Origin of the sequence: Microcoleus sp. B13-B6 (assembly GCF_036705405.1) — a bacterium.
In the GTDB taxonomy this organism is placed as follows: Bacteria; Cyanobacteriota; Cyanobacteriia; order Cyanobacteriales; family Microcoleaceae; genus Microcoleus.
Map to the genome: position 1 here is coordinate 1 of NZ_JAUBUJ010000068.1, position 20,114 is coordinate 20,114.

General features: G+C 43.5%; 15 protein-coding genes and 2 pseudogenes. 8 read left to right on the top strand and 9 right to left on the bottom strand.

Going from position 1 to position 20,114, the window contains the following annotated elements; translation table 11 throughout:
- Positions 1 to 29 precede the first annotated feature (29 nt).
- On the bottom strand, positions 30 to 527 hold the full coding sequence (locus QUB35_RS25355) for a DUF4058 family protein (protein WP_333144433.1): 498 nt from the start codon (positions 525 to 527) through the stop codon (positions 30 to 32).
- Positions 528 to 931: 404 nt separating this feature from the next.
- Between QUB35_RS25355 and bchM the strand changes: the two genes are divergently transcribed.
- Positions 932 to 1,618, top strand: a complete 687-nt coding sequence (bchM, locus tag QUB35_RS25360) for a magnesium protoporphyrin IX methyltransferase (protein ID WP_333144434.1) — start codon at positions 932 to 934, stop codon at positions 1,616 to 1,618.
- A 308-nt stretch (positions 1,619 to 1,926) separates the two neighbouring features.
- Here bchM and QUB35_RS25365 read toward each other — a convergent pair whose 3' ends face one another.
- Entirely contained in the window at positions 1,927 to 2,049 is a 123-nt protein-coding gene (locus tag QUB35_RS25365) for a hypothetical protein (RefSeq protein ID WP_333144435.1), read from the bottom strand.
- Between the two features lie 104 nt (positions 2,050 to 2,153).
- Here QUB35_RS25365 and QUB35_RS39260 point away from each other — a divergent pair.
- The 3 genes and pseudogenes from QUB35_RS39260 to QUB35_RS25385 form a co-directional block, all read left to right on the top strand.
- Positions 2,154 to 2,616: pseudogene (locus QUB35_RS39260) on the top strand (IS607 family transposase); the annotation flags it as partial.
- Between the two features lie 67 nt (positions 2,617 to 2,683).
- Positions 2,684 to 2,959 (top strand): hypothetical protein, encoded by a 276-nt coding sequence (locus tag QUB35_RS25380; protein ID WP_333144436.1) that lies wholly within the window; start codon positions 2,684 to 2,686, stop codon positions 2,957 to 2,959.
- Positions 2,916 to 3,368, top strand: a complete 453-nt coding sequence (locus QUB35_RS25385; protein WP_333144437.1) for a transposase family protein — start codon at positions 2,916 to 2,918, stop codon at positions 3,366 to 3,368. The genes QUB35_RS25380 and QUB35_RS25385 overlap by 44 nt, the downstream gene beginning before the upstream one ends.
- Positions 3,369 to 3,546: 178 nt before the next feature.
- On the opposite strand, the pseudogene QUB35_RS25390 reads toward QUB35_RS25385, so the two are convergent.
- The 6 genes and pseudogenes from QUB35_RS25390 to QUB35_RS25415 all read right to left on the bottom strand — a co-directional run bounded on the left by QUB35_RS25390 (position 3,547) and on the right by QUB35_RS25415 (position 12,789).
- A pseudogene (locus QUB35_RS25390) lies at positions 3,547 to 4,748 on the bottom strand (ISAs1 family transposase).
- Between the two features lie 168 nt (positions 4,749 to 4,916).
- Positions 4,917 to 5,087, bottom strand: coding sequence for a hypothetical protein (locus QUB35_RS25395; RefSeq protein WP_333144438.1), 171 nt, complete (start codon positions 5,085 to 5,087; stop codon positions 4,917 to 4,919).
- 211 nt (positions 5,088 to 5,298) lie between these two features.
- Positions 5,299 to 6,003 (bottom strand): rhomboid family intramembrane serine protease, encoded by a 705-nt coding sequence (locus QUB35_RS25400; RefSeq protein WP_333144439.1) that lies wholly within the window; start codon positions 6,001 to 6,003, stop codon positions 5,299 to 5,301.
- A 677-nt stretch (positions 6,004 to 6,680) separates the two neighbouring features.
- The gene (locus QUB35_RS25405; RefSeq protein WP_333144440.1) at positions 6,681 to 7,778 is read right to left on the bottom strand and encodes a DJ-1/PfpI/YhbO family deglycase/protease; all 1,098 of its coding nucleotides are present in this window, start codon (positions 7,776 to 7,778) and stop codon (positions 6,681 to 6,683) included.
- 134 nt (positions 7,779 to 7,912) lie between these two features.
- Positions 7,913 to 8,671, bottom strand: a complete 759-nt coding sequence (locus QUB35_RS25410; protein ID WP_333144441.1) for an SDR family oxidoreductase — start codon at positions 8,669 to 8,671, stop codon at positions 7,913 to 7,915.
- 257 nt (positions 8,672 to 8,928) lie between these two features.
- Positions 8,929 to 12,789: a PAS domain S-box protein gene (locus QUB35_RS25415; protein ID WP_333144442.1), complete on the bottom strand. Its 3,861-nt coding sequence runs from the start codon at positions 12,787 to 12,789 to the stop codon at positions 8,929 to 8,931.
- Between the two features lie 239 nt (positions 12,790 to 13,028).
- On the opposite strand from QUB35_RS25415, the gene QUB35_RS25420 reads away from it, so the two are divergent.
- The 4 genes from QUB35_RS25420 to QUB35_RS25435 all read left to right on the top strand — a co-directional run bounded on the left by QUB35_RS25420 (position 13,029) and on the right by QUB35_RS25435 (position 19,461).
- Positions 13,029 to 15,209 carry an EAL domain-containing protein gene (locus QUB35_RS25420; protein ID WP_333144443.1) on the top strand — a complete coding sequence of 727 codons (2,181 nt, stop codon included), beginning with the start codon at positions 13,029 to 13,031 and terminating at the stop codon, positions 15,207 to 15,209.
- Positions 15,210 to 15,387: 178 nt separating this feature from the next.
- Positions 15,388 to 16,332 (top strand): NAD(P)-dependent alcohol dehydrogenase, encoded by a 945-nt coding sequence (locus QUB35_RS25425; RefSeq protein WP_333144444.1) that lies wholly within the window; start codon positions 15,388 to 15,390, stop codon positions 16,330 to 16,332.
- A gap of 200 nt (positions 16,333 to 16,532) precedes the next feature.
- On the top strand, positions 16,533 to 17,378 hold the full coding sequence (tatC, locus tag QUB35_RS25430; RefSeq protein WP_333144445.1) for a twin-arginine translocase subunit TatC: 846 nt from the start codon (positions 16,533 to 16,535) through the stop codon (positions 17,376 to 17,378).
- A gap of 670 nt (positions 17,379 to 18,048) precedes the next feature.
- On the top strand, positions 18,049 to 19,461 hold the full coding sequence (locus tag QUB35_RS25435) for a calcium-binding protein (RefSeq protein WP_333144446.1): 1,413 nt from the start codon (positions 18,049 to 18,051) through the stop codon (positions 19,459 to 19,461).
- 293 nt (positions 19,462 to 19,754) lie between these two features.
- On the opposite strand, the gene QUB35_RS25440 is transcribed toward QUB35_RS25435, so the two are convergent.
- Positions 19,755 to 20,063 carry a carbon dioxide-concentrating mechanism protein CcmK gene (locus QUB35_RS25440; protein WP_006631236.1) on the bottom strand — a complete coding sequence of 103 codons (309 nt, stop codon included), beginning with the start codon at positions 20,061 to 20,063 and terminating at the stop codon, positions 19,755 to 19,757.
- Positions 20,064 to 20,114 lie beyond the last annotated feature (51 nt).

Here is a 20,114-nt window from a genome sequence, read left to right on the forward strand (position 1 = left end):
GCGGTTATCCAGAAAAAAGGATATCCGGATTAATTTCCGGAGAATCCCCGCTGCTTTAGCACGGGGAGTGTCAAAACATCAACTATTACCAACCCAATTCCCTGGCGCAAATACGTCTCGCACTTAGAAACAAAAGCACCGCGATGAGTAGAACGATCTTTGTTGGCAGGACTTACTAATTCAATTGCACCGGCTAATACCGGGCCGGCTTCAGTGTTAAAAATACTGACTTGCACCGTTTCCGCCGCAGTTAGAAAAGGCACGCTTTGGGCTGGGGGTGACATCCAATTGTTTGGGAAATCTATTGGCAAACGAATTACCGTCTCTGGACAATCAAACTCCGGTAGAGGTTCCTCAAAAGCTGCTACATCAATTTCAATCCCAAACTGCACGTTGGGTTCGGCAAAGTAATTTGCGGGTAATTTGGCATTCAAATCCGATGCAATGTAAGTCGCCCAGGCGTTGTGAAAGGCGTGCCAGTGACGGCGAACCGACAGCGGCGGGCGGAAATGGTCTTGTAGCACCATATTTTTTTAATTTAGGGCTGATTAAAATTATCGCTAGAATGTGCGATCGGCTGAACTCGGTTTTTATGGAATTAGTTTCTAAATTCGGGATTGTTCGAGTTGCGATCGCCCGTATAAGTAAATGTAACTCAATTTAATTGGGTGGGGAGTGTCAATCGATTTTAGATTTTAGATTTTAGATTTTAGATTTTCTATTTTAGATTTGAAGAATTGAAGAATTGAAGAATTGAAGAAAGCGACCCCACGGATGAATCCGGGGGCTTGTGATAATGAGGAGCGAGCTTTTTTCTCCCTCCACGGATGAATCCGGGGGCCCCGGACTAAATTACTTTCGGTCAACAATAACTGTCGCTGCGGCTTTATAATATTTAACCGTTGGCAATCACTCAGCAGCAGGCAGATCGATGAATTTGGTAGACGACAAGACTATAGTTAGACAGTATTTTAACTCGACGGGATTCGATCGGTGGCAGCGAATTTACGGCGACGGCAAAGTCAATAAAGTTCAGCTAGACATCCGCACCGGGCACCAGAAAACGGTGGATACAGTCATCGAATGGCTGCAAGCTGACGGCAATTTACCCGGGCTTTGTGTCTGCGATGCCGGCTGCGGTGTGGGCTCTCTGAGCATTCCTCTGGCTGAGGCTGGGGCGATTGTTTGCGCTAGCGATATCTCTGAAAAGATGGTAGCAGAAGCCTACGCTCGATCGACAGCAGTTCCCGGCAAGCTCTACAACATCTCCTTCGCCGCCCAAGATTTGGAAGCTTTAACCGGCAAATTTCACACTGTTATTTGTTTGGACGTGCTGATCCACTATCCTCAAGATAAGGCTGCGGAAATGATTGCTCACCTAAGTTCGATCGCCCAATCGCGACTAATTATCAGTTTTGCCCCCAAAACTTTAGCACTCACCGCCCTCAAAAAATTTGGCGAACTTTTCCCCGGCCCGAGCAAAACTACCCGCGCTTACCAGCACCGCGAAGCTGATATTATCAAAATCCTAGAAAACAACGGTTTTGTGATTAACAGAACAGCGATGACTAGCACTAGCTTTTACTATTCTCGCTTGCTGGAAGCTGTGCGAAAATAGGTTAAAAATATCTGCCAATTCTGAGGTCAGTTTAGATCGTTTATTGGCGTAGTGGGGAGGGTTTATACAATTTGTTGGTGGGGTGGGGGCGGGTTTATATAATTTGTTGATGGGTGTCAAAAATTTTGGCGAACCCGCCCCTACATGGTAAAATCGCGGACAAATTTGTAGATACTGTCTTGACCTGTCAAGGGGTAGCAGTCAAATAAGTAGGTAAACAAAATTAATTGCCGACTGAGTTGACTTGAAACCCTTGATACCTCTAAAGAGTAACAAAGTCGGATGTGTAATTAATTTTGTGTAGGTACTTAATTAGGGTCGAAAGGCTTTTGGGACTTTAAAATCCCAAAAGCCAAATGCACCAATTTCCGCATCAAAGCACCAATAACCTGCATTTTGACCTTTCCACGACCCAATAATCGCTCGCTCATCGCTTTCAACAAAGGGGTGGATGCTGGATGATTTTTTTAGACATAGCTTAACATTCTTTCCTGATTGGGTAACTATTGAGTTGTATTATTAGAGGTAAGCAACCTTGGAGACTCAATCAGACGTGACACTTTCAATTGGAGAGGCGGCTAAGGAATTAGGTATCTCGACAAAAACACTAAGACGCTGGACTGATGCAGGAAAAATTAGGTTTGAACGCTCCCCCACTGGACAGAGACGATTCTAAGTAACCACACAAAATTAATTACATAAAAACTCCTTGCTAGGCAAGGGTTTCAGTAGAAATATTGTGTAATTAATTCGGAACTACTACTTATCTTGCGGATATCAAGCGAATCGTTCCCAGAGACTTGAACCAGGCAGATGAGCGAATTACTATCAACTATGCCAGAGTTTCCAGTCATGACAAAAAAGATGATTTAAAGCGTCAAGCTGCTGTTTGGGAATCGTTTAGTGCTGCTAACGGCTGGCAATTTGAAACAATTCAAGACTTAGGTTCTGGATTTAATTACAAGAAAAAAGGACTGACAAAGTTACTCAAACGAATTAGACATCTCCAAAAATAGTAACAGTTCGTGGTAATATCACATCATAAAGCTTTTTTGACACAGAAACATGAGCGACATACTCAATCATATTGAAGAGCATCCTAAAGAAACACAGCGATTAATGGGTCTGGATTATGAGCAGTTACAACAATTAATCCTAAACGCGGAACGATTACATCATGAAAAACAAGCTTTACTAGAATCAAAGAAAGTTAGAATTATCGCTGGTGGAGGCGGTAGAAAACCCAAACTATCTCGCTCGCGAACAAATAATTTTAACATTGGTCTATCTGAGACATATGACAACATTTCAACTTCTGGGCATCCAGTTTGGAGTAAGTGAGTCTACAGCTAATGATACATTTAACTATTGGTTGCCTCAATTGCGAGAATTGCTACCATGTAGCTTACTTGAACAAGTAAAAAAAAACGCTGCTGACTATGAAATAGTCAAGGAAATACTCACAGAATATGAATTAATAGTAGATACCTACGAACAAGTCAGAGAGAGACCTGGAACTCAGGATGAACAAGAAAAATACTTTTCAGGCAAGAAGAGTAATCATACATTTAAAAGTCAAATAATTGTCATGCCAGATGGTAGAGATATCGTTGATGTTGTGGCAGGGAAACCTGGACCTAAAAGCGATATAACTTTATTCCGAGAAGAACGCTCACGGTTTGACCCTCAACTCATATTTAAGGGAGATAAAGCTTACGTTGGAGAAGCTTTAATTACAACTCCCGGGTAAACGCATCTAAATTAAGTTGACAGAAAATCATATTTGTGCGTGAGTCTTGTTCGGGAAAAATCCTTCTTAAAACTCTTAAATCCGATGGAATTAACCCAGTAAAAATCGAGCTTTAAGAACTTCTAAATTCTCGAAGCTGAATCAATTTAGATCGGGAATCTGTTTGAGTTTTCTAGCGTTAACTGGCAGAGTTTAAGATTTGGACTAAATAATTATTATCCATTCCCGCCAGATACCGCTTCATTTTTAAACTTCCTTTAAATCCTTTTTCTTGTTTCAGTAAATTGATGGCACTCGCGACGTAGAAGAGCAAAGTTTTCAGGAAAATTATCTTTACGAATCCGACTCTTGTCTTCACAAAAAGTAACATCCCATGTCCAATGTAAGCTATTTTCAATACCCCAATGACTGCGGATTGCTTGAGAAATCTTCTCGGCATTACTGGCTAAACTACTCAAATAAAAGCCAACTTCTGTGGTTGTTTTATTCCACAAACGTCTTTCACTTACGATCATCATAACCGTTTTCAATCCAGCCCATAATGATTGATTATGAAGAGATGGAAGCTCTGAGACTGCCACCGTCCAAATTTGTCTTTTTTCAACTCGATGATGCCCGGCTTCTATTTGTTGATAATAGCTATGCTCTCTGCCACCAAACTCTTCTTTTCTAGCTAATTCAAACCAGTTTTTTACGTCTTCATGAAGAAGTTTTTGATTCCCTTTTAGCGCTAAAAGATAATCTCCTTTCTTCTTAATTATCAGCGCTGCTATTTCTTTCTGACATCCCAAAGCATTGATGGTTATTATGCTTCCAGCAATTTCTAGCACCTCTAACAAAGCCGGAATTGCCGTCACTTCGTTAGATTTCTTATTGACTTTTTTTGCCCTAAAACTAATTGATGGGATGAAGACCATGCACTGACTATATGCAATGGTTTTTGGCTGTGATTCCGGTCATAAGATTGTTTCATTGTTTTGCCATCTATGGCTAGGACTTCTAGCTCCAACTTTTGGGTTATTGAATTTATCCAACTCAAAAAACACTCTTGAAACTGCTGCGGTTCAATTCGAGCAAAGAAGGAGACTAAATGTATCATGAGAAGGAATTCCATTCGGCAGTTCTAGAAAACCTTTCAGCCATTCATATTTGGTTGTTCCATAGAGTTCTATTGCTTCCCATCCATCTGCACCGCGTCTGGACAGCTAGAATCGCAATTGCTACAATATCTATTAATAAATGCTGTTTACTTCTTTCTATTCTTGGATCGGTCAAGGTTCCAAAATGGTTTAAAAAACAAGCGTTCAATAAGTGTGTCGGGTTCGATACACCTATTGTTTTTTGTTGGGCAGTTAAAGTCGAAGTAAACCCTTTCGCCATCGATCGCACCTAATTACGCACTTGATTTAGCCCAATACTTCATCTTATCATGTTTTAGGTTGAAATTAAGATGCGTTTACCCTGGGACTCTGACTCTGACTCTGATTCTTTTGAATTGTCAACTTTGGCTGTCTCTGATTTCTGTATCAGATCGCTCGATGGTGGTTTTTATGATGTTTTACTATTACTGGGCTGTCTCTCTTGGAGCTTTTCGAGCTTTTGTTGTAATTTTTCAATCAGCTTCTGTTGGGTGAGCACAATTTTGACCAGCTCCTGGTGGCTCAACTGGTCAACCATTTCTAATTTTAGTGCTGCTGATAACTCTGACTTTTCGCTCATCTGACTACATTACCATATTGTTCGGCTCTCTGCGGAACTATTTTTACCTGAATCCTTACCTGCCAACAATGGACAATCTCAAAAACCCGCCCCGACCGGGATATTATGGTTAATCGATCGGACATGACATGAAACCACAGATAAACGCAGATAAGCGCCGATTTCCTTGGCAGTTTATCTGCGTTAATTTGCGTTCATCTGCGGTGAAAAATTAAATCTGATTATCTTCAGAAAAAAGTCCCAACAAAGGGCCGAGAATAGCGCCGAAAACAAAGCCACCGGCGTGGGCCCAGTAGGCAACTCCCCCGGATTCCATGCCGACACTTGCCGGGGCATTCAAGGAAGCCAGCCCGCTCAATGCTTGCTGTGCAAACCAAAATCCTAGAAAGAAGAAAGCGGGGACTCTGACGGTGGTAATAAAAATTCCCAATGGCAGGAGTGTCAGAACTTTAGCTTGGGGATATCTGAGAATGTAAGCTCCCATCACGCCTGCGATCGCGCCGCTAGCACCTAGGGACGGAATGGCAGATGCTGAGGAGAAAAACCACTGAGTTAGTGATGCTAAAACGCCGCAAGTAAGGTAAAATATTATAAATTTGACGTGTCCTAAACGGTCTTCTACGTTGTTGCCAAAAATCCACAAAAATAACATATTTCCGGCAATGTGAAGAAAGCCTGCGTGCAGGAATTGGGAGCTAATTAGTGTCGTCCATTCGGGAAATGGCGAAGCTGGCAGAGCAACCCGACACATATTGCTTAACTGGCAAGGAATTACGGCCCAAGAGTAGAAGAATTGCGTTAATTGTCGATCGCCCAAACTGAGTTCGTACAAAAATACTAATATGTTTGCGGCAACCAGCCCGTAGGTGACATAGGGAGTGATAGTAATGGGATTTTCATCGCGTAAGGGAACCACGGCCTTTTTTCCTCATCAAAATATTGGCAACACAGTAGCGCATTTATAGCCCAGGTGTCTCCTGTCTAAAGGAAGAGGGAACAAACCAATCGATTTTAGATTTTAGATTTTAGATTTTAGATTTAAAGAATTGAAGGATTGAAGAATTGAAGAAAGCGACCTCATATCATTTCCGGTCGAGGGATCGCGATTGTTGTAGGGGCGGGTTCACCAACAATACCTGCCAATAATTGACAATCTCAAAAACCCGCCCCGACCGGGATATTATGGTTAATCCATCGGACATGATATTACGGATATATCCGAGGGCTGGTTAATCGATTTTAGATTTTAGATTTTAGATTTTAGATTTTAAGAATTGAAGAATTGAAGAAAGCAACTTTACGGATGTATCCGGGGGCTGGTTATCGGATACTATATTTTTTTTCTGCACGGATGAATCCAGGGGCTTTTACCGCCATCGGATGCCGCAAGCTTCCTTCAAACTCGCCGTTTCCCGCTGAAACCAAAATAAAACCCTCCACCTTGCAGTTAGTTGAATATCTGCTTTTTAGTGTTGGGTTTTATTTTACCGCAAAGGCGTATATTGTAGGATTGCAGAGGAAGTTTGTAGTTGCGATATTGGTACTGGTTTTCACATCTCAACCAAACTACAAACTTATTTATCCCCTTGCTGATTACATTTTTACAGCGGGGCTAGTTGAGGGTTTAGGCGACTTAATTTCCTGGGAAGCTGCACGGGCGCGGAAGAGTTTAGCAACGACTTGTTCACACTTAGACAAATCCGATTCTATCTCTGTCAAAATGGCCGTTGATACCGGATCTGTGAACTTCACCCGCAGGTTGTTGATATCGACAACACCGGTTTGCAAATCACCTAGAGTGCTCCGCAGCAAAAACGTTTCATCGCTTCCTTGCATAGAAGCTTTTAATTTAGCGTATTTGTCAGCAATTTGGGCAGGAATTGAGGGTTTTTCACCAAAATCGTTGAGGCGACTTTCGAGAGCGATGATGTGGTGCTGTTTGTTTTGAATCATTTCTTTCAAGAGCGATCGCAAATCGCTGTCTTGGGTTTTTTCCGCATAATTTTGAAACGCTTCGCAAGCATAGCGTTCCCCTGCGAGGGCGGTATTCAAACCTTTAACAATGTCGCCTTGTGTCGAACCTCCCCAACCATTAGCTAATTTCCACCATTCTGCATTTTTGTCAGTTTCTTCGGGCAAACCGACTTCTTTTCCGCCGTAACCGAGGCGAGCCAGAATTGCGGTGGTAAATATTGCTAAATCTCCAGGTTGGCGGGAAGTGATCAAGTTGCCGTCAACTACTAAAGCTTCGTTAATGTAGTTAGCTCCGGCATTAATCATGTCTGTTTTAATTGCCAAGAAACCCGTCGCATTTTTGCCTTTCAGCAAGTCGGCTTCAATCAAAACTTGCGGGCCGTGGCAAACAGCAGCGACGAGTTTTCCTTGCTCAAATGCTTCTCGTACAAAACGTACTGTATTGGGATTAGTCCGCATCATATCAGGAGCCATCCCGCCGGGAATTATCACTGCATCGAATTCTGCGGGCAATGCTTCTGTCGTAGTTCCGTCAGCCTGCTGGGCAACTTTTCCTTGTTTCCCTGCATACTTTTCGTTTGTCCGCGAACCGAGGACAACTACATCAAAATTTGCTTGTTTTAAGGCGTTGTAAGGAACTAAAAATTCCGAATCTTCAACTCCATTTTCAATGAGTATGGCAACTCGTTTGGTGTTGGTGCCGTTATTTGTTGTCATAATCAACTTTCCTCAGACTATCTTCTAATCTAACGCTAAGTGATTGAGGGAGTTTTTAGCGTCTTGCTAAAGTGATAAATTAGTGATTTTTAAAAGGTGTCACCGTGAGCCTTTAGAGGTATTTTACAATTGTCTCAATGCACGTAAGAGGCTCCATTAATGTCGATCGTAGTCCCGGTAGCGTGCGTAGCCAAACCGGATGCTAAAAACGCGATAACATTAGCAACATCTTGAGGAGGAGCGATTTTGCCGATCGGGATATCGCGAATAATATCAGCTTCACCGAACTCCTGAATAAACTGATTAGACATTTCTGTACTGACAAATCCCGGGGCAACTGTAAAAGCCAAAATATTATCAGTCGCAAACCCTCGAGCAATGCTGCGAGTTAAAGCAACAATAGCGCCTTTAGAAGCGGCGTAGTGCAGATAATTCGGGTCATCGCCGCGAAAAGCAGCGCGACTTGCTATATTAATAATTGTACCGACCCTGCGAGTTTGAAAATGCAGAATAGATTCCCGGCACAAATCGGCAACGGCAACTAAATTAACTTGTAGAGTTTGCTGCCAAGCTGACGACCAAATATCGAACTCGTCCTCTATACCCGCTGACTGCATAATCCCCGCATTATTAACTAAAATATCAATATGGCCCCGCCATTTTAAAGCATCTCGCCACAAAGTCGAGGCCGCGTTTTCCACCATCAAATCTGCTGCTAATAAATAACAGCGATCGCCCGCAACACTTGCTGCCACCGCTTCAGCTTCTTTCTGACTGCGAAAGTAATGCAAAATCACCTCAGCCCCAGCATTAACCAGAGTCCGCACCGTCACTGCACCAATCCCTTTCGAGCCACCTGTTACTAAAATTACCTTTCCGGTTAAATCAATCATTTATCTCTCTCTTTTCTCTTTCTCTGTGACCTCTGCGCCCTCTGCGGTTAATAAAAAAATAAATCCCCTTCACACACGAAATAGAATTGCTCTATGATATAGCACATTCCATCTAAGGTGTATGCCATTTCCTTATGCTGATAGATATCTGCCACACACATCTCCAAAAACGTCCAAATCCTTTGCCCTGTTGGTGTATATTAGAAATATAGCCACTGCTTACAGCACTATAGCTTCTTTGTCATTAAACTCGATAACTACAGCGGCTTCGGCAGCAAAGGTCGAATCAGCTCCATAATTCGATCAGAATTAAAATTATTGATATAATCAGTTAGTGCTTTGGACAAACTTGCTTTGGATTCGGGAATTTGTAGAATTAATTCATTCATAACTTCGGTATCGAGATAGTAAGCGGCTTGATACATTTGTTCTAACCACTGGGGGGGCATCATGGATATATCTTCTACAGACACCGTTTCAACTAATGGTTTTTGTGGAGTTTGTTCTACGACTTCGTAGATATATTGTACTCCCAAATATTTAGCGAGTTTATCAAAAAGTTCTCTCTGCTGAAATGGCTTGCTTATAAAGTCGTTGCAGCCAGCCCTAAGAACTTTCTCTCGATCTTCTTCCAAAACACTGGCAGTTAAAGCAATAATGACAGTTTCTTGGCTCTGAGGGCGTTCTCTAATATATTTAGTAGCTGTGTAGCCATCCACGATCGGCATTCGCAGATCCATCAGAATCAGGTGTGGCCGCCAACTCTCCCACAGTGAGAGGGCCTCCACTCCGTGTTTTGCTTCTCTCACCTCAAAACCAACCGAGGTCAGGATCTCGACTAACAAGCGACGATTTTCTTCTAAATCTTCAACAATAAGAATGCGGTAAGTCGGTTGTCTGGGAGCTAAACCAATTACTCTTTGATTAATTGATTCTGGGGGTAAGGATTCTGATTGAGGTAACTGTACACCAATCTCAAAGGAAAAAGTGCTACCTCGGTTCAAAGTGCTTTTAACCTGAATCTGACCGCCCATAAGTTTGACGAGTTTTTGACTGATGGCTAAACCAAGCCCCGTGCCTTGACTCAAATTATTCCCAGCTTGGGTTTGCACAAAAACCTTAAATAATTTATCAATTTCTGTGGGCGAAATTCCCACGCCTGTATCCTCAACTTCAAAACATAGGTGACAGGATGTTTTGTCTCTTTGTGTTGCTCTTACCCGTAGGGTGACGCTTCCGTGATTGGTAAACTTAATCGCATTACCGAGCAGATTGACCAATACTTGATACAGTTTTTTCTCGTCACTATGCACAAATTGAGGAATGTCGGGATCTAGCTCGACAATTAGCTGCACTACTTTAGATTGGACTTTAACTTGGAACATTTCTTCGATAGAAGTCAGCAAACTTGTCAAATCAAACTCAGAAGGATTGAGAGTCATCCGTCCGCTCTCTATTTTGGATAAATCTAAAATATCGTTAATCAAATCCAATAAATGTTTACCGCTACGATTGACAATCTCTAAACGTTCTTGGAGAGAACGAGTCAGATTGCTCTCATAGCTCATCAATTGCGTGAATCCCAAAATTGAGTTGAGGGGGGTGCGGAGTTCGTGGCTCATATTGGCGAGGAAGACAGTCTTGGCTTGGTTTGCTTCATTTGCCTGATGAAATTCCAACTCAGCTTGTTTACGATCGCTAATGTCAATTAAATATCCCAAAATTTCTACTGGTGTACCTGAATTATCTCGAATTAGTTTAAGCTGACTGAGCATCCAGCGATAAACCCCATCGGAGCGACGAAAACGGTATTCGTGGAAGTAAAAATCATTAACGAATAGATTTGCTAAGCCATTAAGCACTGGTTTTACATCATCTGGGTGTAAGTGATTCACCCAAAATTTAGAATCTTCTAAAAACTCGCTGCTTTCGTAGCCCAATATATCTTTGATATTTTCGCTGATGAACGTTGCTCCATAATCGCCAGCAGCTTTACTGCTAAAAATGACCACGGGGCTATAGTTGAGAAGAAAGTTGAGGCGATTTGTGGTAGCTTGCAAGGCTTGCTCAGCCAGTTTTAGCTCTGTTGCGTCTTCCTGAACGGCAACATATACAGTTCCGTATTCAGGATGCTCAAACATGGATGTATGAACTCTGCACCAAAAGAGAGTTCCATCTTTCTTTCTATTCTGGACTTCATATTTCGCTTCCCCGGTCTGTTCAATTTGAGTGACGATATCTAGAACGGCTACATCTGGTGTAACCTTTGTATCGACATAATTCAAAATACCAAGGGGTTGACCTGCGAGTTCGTCCTCTGTGTAGCCAAACATAGCGTCAAAGGTAGGGTTGGTGTAGACGATCATGAGGTCTGAGGCTTTGATTAAGCACACTCCTCCTGCCATGTTATTCATAATAACGCTTTGAAGTTCTAGGGTCTTTTGAGCTTCTTTTCGAGCCGTAATTTCTTGTATTTGAGAAATAAAATGCAGTGGATTTCCCTGTCCATCTTGTACTAGCGATCCATTAAGAATAATCCAAATAATGTGTCCTTCTTTATGGAAATACCGTTTTTCCAGTTGGTAAGTTGAAATTCTTCCTGCTAATAGTTGATGTGCATAACTAAGATCGCCGTCTAAATCGTCAGGATGGGTGATGTCTTGGAAAGTTAACGCTAACAACTCTTCTGAGGAGTAGCCAAGAATCTGACATAAGGCAGGATTGACTTTAATCCAGTACCCATCAAGTGAAACGATCGCCATCCCGATAGAGGCATCTTCAAACGCATGGCGAAACTGCTCTTCACTGTTTCGTAAAGCCATCTCAATTTGTTTGCGATCGCTAATATCGCGCAAAATCACAGTAAATACCGTTTCGTCTCCCATTTCCAGCTTAGAAATAGAGGCTTCAGCCGAAAACTGCGTTCCATCTTGACGACGACCCAAAATCTCGCCTCGTTCTCCCATCCTTCGCGCTCTGCTAGAAGACTGTGCAAATTGTTTGATATGCTGCGGATGTGCATCTCTAAACTGTTCTGGCAGCAGTAAATTCAGTGGCTCCCCTAAAATATCCTCAATTTTATAGCCAAACATCTTTTCTGCCCCTTGATTAAACAGGGTAATGCGTTGAGTGCGATCGACTGAAATAATTGCATCATTGGCGATTTCTAGAATTCCCGCAAAACGAGCCTGCGATTTTTGTAAAGCATCTGTTCGTTCAGCCACAAGAATTTCTAAAGTTTCGTTAAGTTTTTTAATTTCTTTTTCCGCTTTTTGGCGCCTGTAATCTATCTGGTTTAAAGAGCGAGCCGTCCCCAAGATGAGAATTGAGAACGTGACAACCATAATAGTTGAACGCAATGTATAGCCAAAATTAACGTTATACCAGCCTAAATTTTGTCCCTGAAGAGTCAACCAGTTCACTGTCACTGGAAAGAGCGTCCCCCAAGGCAGCAACCACCGAACCATTACTCCGCCAACTAGGGGACTGGTTACTACTTGCATTAATCCTTCCTTGGGGCGGAGCCATAAAATTCCTCCATAGAGGATGAAAAAGGTGGCGATCGTGTTTACGGGTTGAGTCGTCGTAATTGTGGCCAAACGTTCAAGAATATCGACATGGAATAGGTGTGCAAATAAAGCTAGTAGAGAAATTAAAGTTGCAACACTACTAAAAATCTGAGCCAACCAAGTATCCCGTTGGGAATTTTGCCCTAACAGTAACAGTGCTAGTCCCATCAGCACAAAATTTAGGGCGGTATTTACTCCCATTCTTCCCGGATAAGGAGTCGCTGAAGACACGACATCTCGGAAAAGCCACTCATCAATACCCAGCTTCCAACCAAAAATATACTGGCTCAGCGTCAGCATACCGATGATGATTATCAATCCTGCCATCCCTTGAGCGATGCGATTGTGCAGTCGGGTTCTTTGGTACTGCAACAATCTCAAAGACACTCCAGCCAGCAAAAAGCAAATTGCCGTGTTTGCTTTCATGGTCGCAGTCATACCGGGAAAACCACTTTTGAGTAGGGAGATGTCAAATTGCCAACCCAGCAGCACGAGACATCCGATCGCAATGACGGCTAGACTTGCCATTTGAGAAATCCGCTTGTTCATAAATCGCCTGCTTGGCTTGAAACAATGTTCTTCTAATGTTAGGCGAAGCGAAGAAGGGCAACCACGAGGGGACGGCCCCTAGCCGAACTATTCAGATTTTGTATGGTTGCGCCCCCTTGCCAGCCCCATATCTCCGGGAGCGCAGGACTTCTTTGTGGGTAAACTAACTTTTTTAACCGAATAATTAAACTATACTATTTGTGCATAGGTTTATATTCCTCTAGCAGGAAACTAGGGAAATGAGTATGATTCTCCATAGAACTAGCGATAGGGTTAGCGATCGAGCTACAAACTACCGAGGCAATATTTTAATTGTTGACGATCTGCCTGATAACCTGCGTCTGCTCAGGGATACTTTGAGTGCACATGGTTATAAAGTTCGCAGTGCCACGACAGGTGCAATGGCGCTGAGAGCCGCCCAATTGCCATCGACGGAGTTAATCTTACTAGATATTAAGTTGCCCGATCAGGATGGCTATGAAGTTTGCCGAAAATTAAAATCTGATGAGCGCACCGCCGACATTCCAATAATTTTTTTGAGTGCGCTAAATGAAACTTTTAATAAGGTGCAAGGGCTGGCTGCGGGAGGGGTAGATTATATTGCTAAGCCATTTCAAGTCGAAGAAGTATTAGCTCGTGTCGAAACCCACCTAACTATCGGAAGGCTGCAACAAAAACTCCAAAAGCAGAATTTACGTCTCTTGAGAGAAATTGAAGAACGGCAACGTCTCGAAGAGTCTCTCTTTGCCGAAAAGGAATTGGCTCAAGTGACACTGCAATCCATTGGCGATGCGGTCATTACTACTGATGCCCAAGGTAATGTGAGATATTTCAATCCTATAGCTGAGCAACTGACAGGCTGGAAAAATCATGAGGTTCAAGGAGTTCCTTTCTCTACGGTATTCCTAATTGTCGAGCAAGTAACGCGAGAGCCAGTAGAGAATCCTATAAACAAGGCTCTATTAGAGGAGCGAATTGTGACCTTAGCTAACAATACTATTCTGATTTCCCATGATGGAACCGAGTATCCCATTGCTGACTCGGCAGCACCGATTCGAGACCGCGAAGGTCAAATTATCGGGGCAGTCATGGTCTTTCATGATGTTACTGAATCGCGCTATCTCACCCGTCAACTCTCTTGGGAAGAAAATCACGATGCCCTGACGGGGTTAATCAACCGTCGAAAATTTGAGCAGCAGCTAGTGGAGGCGCTCGCCTCTGTTAAAGATAGCAATCAGCAGCACGCTCTCTGTTATTTAGATTTAGATCAGTTTAAAGTCGTTAACGATACCGTAGGTCATATTGCTGGCGATGAGCTACTGCGCCAAATCACAGCACTTATTCAAAAGGGAGTCCGTGCTAATGATATGCTGGCTCGCTTGGGAGGTGATGAATTTGGTATTTTGCTCACTCAATGTTCGCTCTCTCAAGCAACCCAGATTGCCGAAAACCTCAAAGACATAGTGCATCAATTTCGGTTTATTTGGAATGGCAAAACCTTTATCATCGGAGTCAGCATTGGAGTTGTTGCTATTGACCAAACCAGCCAAAATTTGATGGAGCTTCTGGGAGCGGCTGATGCAGCTTGTTATGCCGCCAAAGCCAGAGGCCGCAACTGTGTTCATATTTATAGTCTAGATGATAGTGAACTAATTAAACAACGTGGTCAGAGGCAGTTGATTGCCCAAATCAGCCGAGCGCTGGAAACCAATCGTTTTTGTCTCTACTACCAAAAGATTGTCTCTATTACCTCTAAACCATTAGTAGAGCATTATGAGATTTTGCTCAGAATGCTGGACGAAAATGGAAAAATAGTATCTCCTGCTCAGTTTATTCCCGCCGCCGAGCGTTACGGGTTGATAACAGAAATCGATTGTTGGGTCATCGAAAAGTTTTTCTCGAACTATCACAAATTGCCTGAGAAAGATGCTGTTAGTCAAGGCTTGTATACGATCAATCTATCTGGCGCTAGCATCAGTAACAATCAGTTTATGAGGTTTTTAATCGAACAATTTTCTCGCTACCAAGTCCCCCCACAAACCATTGGTTTTGAAATCACGGAAACGGCAGCCATTGCAAACTTTGAACAAGCCAGATATTTCATGGGCGAACTCAAAAAGATTGGCTGTTGCTTTGCTTTAGATGATTTTGGCAGTGGGTTGAGTTCCTTTGCGTATCTGATAAATTTACCAGTTGATTATCTAAAAATTGATGGTGCTTTTGTCAAAAATATTAGTCATAATTTGATTTCTCAAGCGCTCGTTGAAGGGTTTAATGGTATTGCCCATGCGATGAATCTTGAAACTATAGCTGAGTTTGTCGAAGACGAGACTATTTTAGAAAAATTGCGGGAGATTGGAGTAGATTATGCTCAGGGTTATGGGATCGCGCGCCCCGTGCCTATTAATTTTAATCGCTAGCCATCGCACGCTTGCCAGCGAACCCATTGCCTCACGCCTGCCCATTGTCTGGAGGTCTCCCAGAGTCGATCGCCCGCTGCTACAAGGCTAGCTCAATTTCCTGTGTCACATTTAGATCGAATGTGCTGTAATTGTAAAGGATTGAGTGTTCTATTGGAAATAAACCGGAAAATTTGCCATGAAAGCAGTTGCGTTCGATCGCTACGGTTCAGCCGAGGAATTGCAGTACCGAGAGTTGGAAAAGCCGATCGCCAAATCCAACGAATTGTTAGTGCGAGTTCGCGCTAGCAGCGTCAATCCCGTAGACTGGAAAATCCGACAAGGACACCTGCAACTATTAACAGGATTTAACTTTCCTCGAATAGTCGGTTCTGACATCTCTGGAGTTGTCGTGGAAGTCGGCAGGGAAGTCACCAAATTTCAACCCGGAGATGAAGTTTATACTTTCTTAAATCCCATCAGTGGGGGTGCTTGTGCCGAATACGCGATCGTGCCAGAATCGGATGCCGCCTTTAAACCGAAAAACATCACTCATGCAGAAGCAGCAGGAGTACCGATCGCAGGTTTAACTGCTTTGCAATCGCTCAGGGATTTGGGCCAAATCCAAGCAGGAAACAAAGTATTGATTAACGGCGCTTCCGGCGGAGTCGGCACTTTTGCCGTGCAAGTTGCGAAAGCAATGAACGCGGAAGTAACGGGAGTTTGCAGCGCTAAAAATAGAGAATTTGTCAAGAGTTTGGGAGCGGATTTTGTTCTGGATTACGCAGAAATTGACTTTACTCAACAGCCCGAAAAATATGATATAATCTTGGATGCTGTCGGGACAAGAACATTTGCTGAATGCGAAAAAGTGCTGCAACCAGAGGGAGTTTATATCTCGACTTTGCCGAGTTTCGACAACCTCGCACCGATGTTAACGAGCTGGTTAATATCGGGCAAAAAAGCTAAATTTATTTTAGCCAATGCCAACCCCAGCGATTTAGGGGCTTTGCGGGAGTTAATAGAATCAGATAAAGTTGAGCCGATTGTCGATCGCACTTACAGCTTAGCAGAAGTAGCAGCAGCCCACGTTTACAGCGAAACCGGCCGCGCTGTCGGCAAAATTGCGATCGGCATTGAATAATGAAGGCAATACACGGATTTTGATACCCCTACACGGATTAATTATCGATCGTTCCTTCTGCTGCTGAAGTCAGAATAAAGAATGAAGAAGGAAGTCGGAGCAATTATGAAATAACTATTCTCAATTTCCAATTTCCAATTACCAATTTTCAATTACCCATTCCCTCTTCCCAATTACCCTTTACCAATTACCCATTTCCTATGACTGCTCCCTCAAACTTGGAGACATCCGAACAAGGTTCCGACAACAACCTCGAAGTAATTAGCCCGGAAAACAGCATTGCACCAATCGCAGGCGGTGCGATGGGTTCTCGCAACTTAGAAAACGAATTTCTCGACGAACTTCCCGACGAAGTTGAAATGTCTTTATTCGACCATTTAGAAGAATTGCGGCAGCGACTTTTTTACTCGCTAATTGCAGTAGTAATCGCTGTAATCGGTTGCTTTTTCACAGTTAAACCCATCGTGCAACTGCTAGAAGTACCGGCAGGGCCCGTCAAATTTCTGCAACTAGCTCCCGGCGAGTATTTCTTTGTTTCTATCGAAGTAGCCGGATACAGCGGTTTGCTCATCGCCAGTCCGTTTATTTTTTACCAGATAGCGCTGTTTGTTCTCCCCGGTTTGACTCGGAAAGAACGCAGGTTGCTGGGGCCGGTGTTTTTCGGTTCGAGTTTCCTCTTTTTGGGCGGGTTAGTCTTTGCTTACATCGCTCTGATTCCGGCGGCGCTTAATTTCTTTGTTACCTATGGGGCGGATGTTGTAGAGCAGTTGTGGTCGATCGACAAATACTTTAAATTTGTGCTGCTGTTAATGTTCAGCACCGGCTTAGCTTTTCAAATCCCGATCGTCCAAGTATTGCTCGGCGTTTTGGGCATAGTTTCTTCTAACCAAATGCTCTCCGGCTGGCGGTATGTAGTCTTGGGAGCGGCAGTTTTGGGAGCGGTTTTAACGCCTTCTACTGACCCTTTAACGCAAAGTCTTTTAGGAGGTGCGGTGCTGAGCTTGTATTTTGGCGGGGTTGGTTTGGTGAAGCTTTTAGGGCGGTGAGAATTAAGAATAGCAGACAATGTAAAAGTTACCGAACATCTGAATTTTAAAATTGTCTGCTATTTTTAGCCGAGATTGCGATTGTTGTCAACTTATCTTAAAAACATTGCTTCAGTTATTTTGAGGGCGAATTGAGTATTTACCTCTGGCAGCTTATAAAGATTGTGTAAAGCTAAGCTTTTGAGATATGTGAGTAAGTTGATTGTTTTATATTAGCATCATTGCTGATTTAGCAATTTTTCAATAACTTTTACAAATAAGAAATCCAATTCGCATTAGCAAAGTTTAGTGTGCCATGTCTGGGGCTAAGGTTTTTAGCCTAAATTCACACTATTTTTTAGGTGCTCTCGCTGGCAATCATAAGTTATTTTAATGATTAAATTTTTAAGGTTTGCATCAAGATTTCGGACGAGCCGATCCTTAGTATTCGCTTTAGAGATAACATACCGACACAGTGAAATTACTGAAAAAGAACGTAAAATTTCAGCAATAGAGTCAACCTGGCTCACTGAAGTCTAGCTATATCTTTTGAGTTTCCTGGCTGCCTAAGATAGGAGAATTGTTGGTTTTTTGGGTGGATTTTTTAGTAAGTTATTTTGAAAAATCCACACTGTAGATTTTTACCTTTTTGACGGTTTCAGTTTCTTAATCTCAATCGGAAATTAAATATATGGCACCAATACCTGGCACTTCGGGCCCTGACTACTTATACGGCGCTGGCCCTTTCATTGATAGCGATGACACCATCTATGGTCTGGCTGGCAATGACACTCTCGATGGTGATCTTGGCAGTGATAGTCTCGATGGTGGAAGTGAAGATGACCTCCTCTATGGTGGAAGTCAAGATTATCCTTCCGACGTTAATACTCTGCTTGGTGGACTTGGCAATGACAGTCTCTATGGAGGAGGCCGAGCTTATGACTTGCTCGACGGCGGAGCAGGCAATGATTATGTGCTTGGTGACTACACTGGCAATAATAATAGAGACCAGCTAACAATTGGTAACGATGACACGCTCTACGGTGGAGAAGGAAATGACACGCTCTACGGTTGGCGTGGTAGTGACATTCTATATGGCGGAGTTGGCAACGATCAACTCGACGGCGGCTTCGAGAACGATTTGCTCAATGGCGACGATGGCGATGACACTCTGTCTGATGGCAGTGGTCTCTTAGGTTATGGTGGTACCCCTGCCATCAACGGCAACGACACTCTCAACGGCGGCAGGGGTAATGACTATCTCGATGGCGGGGTTGGGAATGACTTCCTCAATGGAGGGGATGGCATCGACACAGTATCGTACATAAGTGCCAGAAGTGGTATCAATCTACAGTTGGCGCCTATCGGTGACGGGTCTGGGTTAGGTCGGGCTCTCGATGGATTCGGCGGTATAGCATCCAGGGGGGCGCCCCCGCCGATCGTAATAGAGAACGGTGTAGACTCACTCTCTGGCATTGAAGTCGTTATAGGTTCTAGTTTCAACGACACCCTAGTTGGCGGGAGTAGCAATGAAACACTCTTGGGCGGGGCCGGTAATGACTCTTTGTCGGGTCGTGCTGGGAATGACTTGCTCAATGGCGGGGATGGCATCGACACAGTATCTTACAGTTTTGGAGGAACTGGCGTCTATCTCCAGTTGGGGGCAGTCGGCGACGGGTCTGGGTTAGGTCGGGCTTCCGACGGGCAGGGCGGCATAGACTCGCTCTCCGGCATCGAAGTAGCGATAGGTTCTAGGTATAACGATACTCTCCTTGGTGGAGACGGCAGCGAAACGTTGATTGGCGGGGCCGGCGACGACTTATTGTTTGGCTTCAGTGGCGATGACTATCTCGTTGGTGGCAGAGGGGCTGACAAGTTTAGGCTTTGGAAGGGTTGGGGGACAGATACGATTGCTGACTTCAAACCAGGTGAAGATAAACTGTTGGTACGTTCTCGCGCTCCGTTGGCAGACATCACTTTTGGGTCGATTAATAATGGTTTAGATACGGAAATTCGTCAGGTTGGAAGCCCTACCGCTATAGGGATTCTGAAGGGAGTTTCGAGTGCTTCTATCATTCCTGCCCGTGATTTCATTAGTGGTTGATTGTATGGTCTGCATCGATCGATAGGTGACAACAATCGCCTAAAACCCATGAGGAATATCGCTTTTATTCGAGTCCAGATCCCCCTAAATCCCCCTTAAGAAGGGGAGTAGGGGTTGACTTTGATGTGACTCTTGTCCCCCCCTTCTTAAGGGGGGCTAGGGGGGATCTGGGCCGATCCGATGCAACCGGATTTGATATGAATTAGCCCCAAAAAATATAGAGGTGCGATCGCCCGCGCCTCTATAATTACTAAAACTTAAAATTCAACACCAAAGTTTTGTCAAAACTTTGACTACATTCGGAACTGTTCTACTTCAGGAGTGTAGCCGATCGGCAAAACGTAATCCAGATTCTCGTGGGGACGAGCAATTATGTGATACGATAGCAACTTTCCGCCATCGACCTTTTTAACTGATTCAATTCCAGCAGCAACGGCTGCTTGCACTTCAGAGACATCTCCTCGCACTATAATTGTCCAGTAGGCGCGGGTTATTTTCTCATAGCGAACTAAAGTAACACGGGCTGCTTTCACCATTGAGTCCGCAACTTCTACTGCAGCGGGAAATCCTAAGACTTCAACCATTCCCAGTGCAACACCCATTACAACATTCTCCTAAATTTCACAAGATATCTGACACTCATTGTATGTGAA

Excerpts from the sequence above, each read along its gene's own strand:
- QUB35_RS25355 (WP_333144433.1), bottom strand. The coding sequence starts at position 527 with ATGGTGCTACAAGACCATTTCCGCCCGCCGCTGTCGGTTCGCCGTCAC.
- bchM (WP_333144434.1), top strand. The coding sequence starts at position 932 with ATGAATTTGGTAGACGACAAGACTATAGTTAGACAGTATTTTAACTCG.
- QUB35_RS25365 (WP_333144435.1), bottom strand. The coding sequence starts at position 2,049 with ATGAGCGAGCGATTATTGGGTCGTGGAAAGGTCAAAATGCAGGTTATT.
- QUB35_RS25380 (WP_333144436.1), top strand. The coding sequence starts at position 2,684 with ATGAGCGACATACTCAATCATATTGAAGAGCATCCTAAAGAAACACAG.
- QUB35_RS25385 (WP_333144437.1), top strand. The coding sequence starts at position 2,916 with ATGACAACATTTCAACTTCTGGGCATCCAGTTTGGAGTAAGTGAGTCT.
- QUB35_RS25395 (WP_333144438.1), bottom strand. The coding sequence starts at position 5,087 with ATGAGCGAAAAGTCAGAGTTATCAGCAGCACTAAAATTAGAAATGGTT.
- QUB35_RS25405 (WP_333144440.1), bottom strand. The coding sequence starts at position 7,778 with ATGACAACAAATAACGGCACCAACACCAAACGAGTTGCCATACTCATT.
- QUB35_RS25410 (WP_333144441.1), bottom strand. The coding sequence starts at position 8,671 with ATGATTGATTTAACCGGAAAGGTAATTTTAGTAACAGGTGGCTCGAAA.
- QUB35_RS25415 (WP_333144442.1), bottom strand. The coding sequence starts at position 12,789 with ATGAACAAGCGGATTTCTCAAATGGCAAGTCTAGCCGTCATTGCGATC.
- QUB35_RS25420 (WP_333144443.1), top strand. The coding sequence starts at position 13,029 with ATGAGTATGATTCTCCATAGAACTAGCGATAGGGTTAGCGATCGAGCT.
- QUB35_RS25425 (WP_333144444.1), top strand. The coding sequence starts at position 15,388 with ATGAAAGCAGTTGCGTTCGATCGCTACGGTTCAGCCGAGGAATTGCAG.
- tatC (WP_333144445.1), top strand. The coding sequence starts at position 16,533 with ATGACTGCTCCCTCAAACTTGGAGACATCCGAACAAGGTTCCGACAAC.
- QUB35_RS25435 (WP_333144446.1), top strand. The coding sequence starts at position 18,049 with ATGGCACCAATACCTGGCACTTCGGGCCCTGACTACTTATACGGCGCT.
- QUB35_RS25440 (WP_006631236.1), bottom strand. The coding sequence starts at position 20,063 with ATGGGTGTTGCACTGGGAATGGTTGAAGTCTTAGGATTTCCCGCTGCA.